At 70.1% G+C, this 1,667-nt stretch carries 1 protein-coding gene; it reads left to right on the forward strand.

The features are described 5' to 3' along the window. The first annotated feature begins 126 nt into the window (after positions 1–126). Positions 127–1,503, forward strand: a complete 1,377-nt coding sequence (locus AB0I52_RS32780) for an IS1380 family transposase (RefSeq protein ID WP_363078812.1) — start codon at positions 127–129, stop codon at positions 1,501–1,503. The last annotated feature ends 164 nt before the right edge of the window (positions 1,504–1,667 follow it).

The following is a 1,667-nucleotide window of genomic DNA, read 5'->3' on the forward strand; positions in this document are numbered from 1 at the left end:
CCTAGCCTCGCGCTTTCACGAGCGGGCTCGTCCATGCCTTGATCAAATAAGCGGAGAGTGCTCCTGACCTGCAACGATGGGACTTGTCTAGGGTCCAGTCAGCCGCAGGAAAGAAGCACTCTCCAGGTGAGTAAGCGTATCGGGTCCTACCCCCGTGTCCGTATCGAGGGCGGTGGTCGGGCGGTGGTCTCGCAGGCCGGGGGCGTGCTGCTGGTCGAGACGGTCCGCAAGGCCGGCTTGGACACCGCGATATCAGCGGCGGTGGCGCCGTGGCGGAAGGCTCGGGCGGTGCACGATCCGGGCAAGATCCTGCTGGATGTGGCTCTGGCGGTCGCGCTGGGCGGGGACTGCCTTGCGGATGTTGCCATGCTGCGGGCGGAGCCGGCCGTTTTCGGGCCGGTGGCCTCCGACCCGACGGTCTCCCGCCTCATCGACACCCTCGCCGCAGCAGGGCCGAAGGCCCTCACCGCGATCCGGGCCGCGCGGGCTGAAGCCCGCCAACATGTCTGGGGGTTGGCCGGCCGGGAAGCACCTGACGCGGGTGGGACGGTGACCGTGGACCTCGACGGGGTGCTGGTGATCGCGCACTCGGACAAGGAGGACGCCGCACCCACGTGGAAGCGGACCTACGGTCACCACCCGCTGATGGGGTTCGTCGACCACGGACCGGGCGGCACCGGTGAACCGGTCGCGGCCCTGCTCAGGCCGGGCAACGCGGGATCGAACACGGCGGCCGACCACATCACCGCCACCCAACTGGCCCTGGCCCAGCTGCCGAAGAAGTACCGGCGCGGGCGCCGGACCCTGATCCGCACCGACTCCGCGGGCGGCACCCACGACTTCGTCGCCTGGCTCGCCCGGCGGGGACGGTGGCTGTCCTACTCGGTCGGTATGACGGTCAGCGAGCAGGTCCACCAGCACGTGCTGAAGGTTCCGGCATCGGCCTGGACGCCGGCTGTCGAGACGGGCGGCGAGGTCCGCGACGGCGCCTGGGTCGCTGAACTCACCGGCGACGTCATGGACGGCTGGCCCAGGGGCATGCGGCTGATCGTGAGGAAGGAACGACCGCACCCCGGGGCTCAGTTGAGGCTCACCGATGCGGACGGCATGCGGCTGACGTGCTTCGCCACCAACACTGCGGGCCGGCCGATCGCCGAGCTCGAGCTCCGTCACCGGCTGCGGGCCCGGGCCGAGGACCGGATCCGAAACGCCCGCGCCACCGGCCTGCGCAACCTTCCCCTGCACCGCACCGCCCAGAACCGGATCTGGCTGGAGATCGTGCAGATCGCCCTCGACCTGCTGGCCTGGATGCCGATGCTCGCCCTGACCGGCAAGGCCCGCCTCTGGGAACCCCGCCGACTACGACTCCGTCTGTTCACCGCGGCCGGACAGCTCGTCACCACCGGCCGCCGGCGGATCCTCCGCCTCGCCCGGCACTGGCCCTGGACCGGCCACATCACCGCCGCACTCGACCAACTCGCACTCCTGCCGAACCCCGACTGACCAGCAACTTTCCCGCCCCTACGACAACAGCCCGACACCGGAGCAGTGGAACCCGGCGTCCACCCGAGACGACACTCGGGCCCTCAACCTGCACAACCTCAGCCCACGGCACGAAAACGGTCCACCGACTCCATCGGCGGACCGTCACGAAACTTCGAGGCTAG

It is taken from the genome of Streptomyces sp. NPDC050423, assembly GCF_040655445.1.
Lineage (GTDB): Bacteria > Actinomycetota > Actinomycetes > Streptomycetales > Streptomycetaceae > Streptomyces.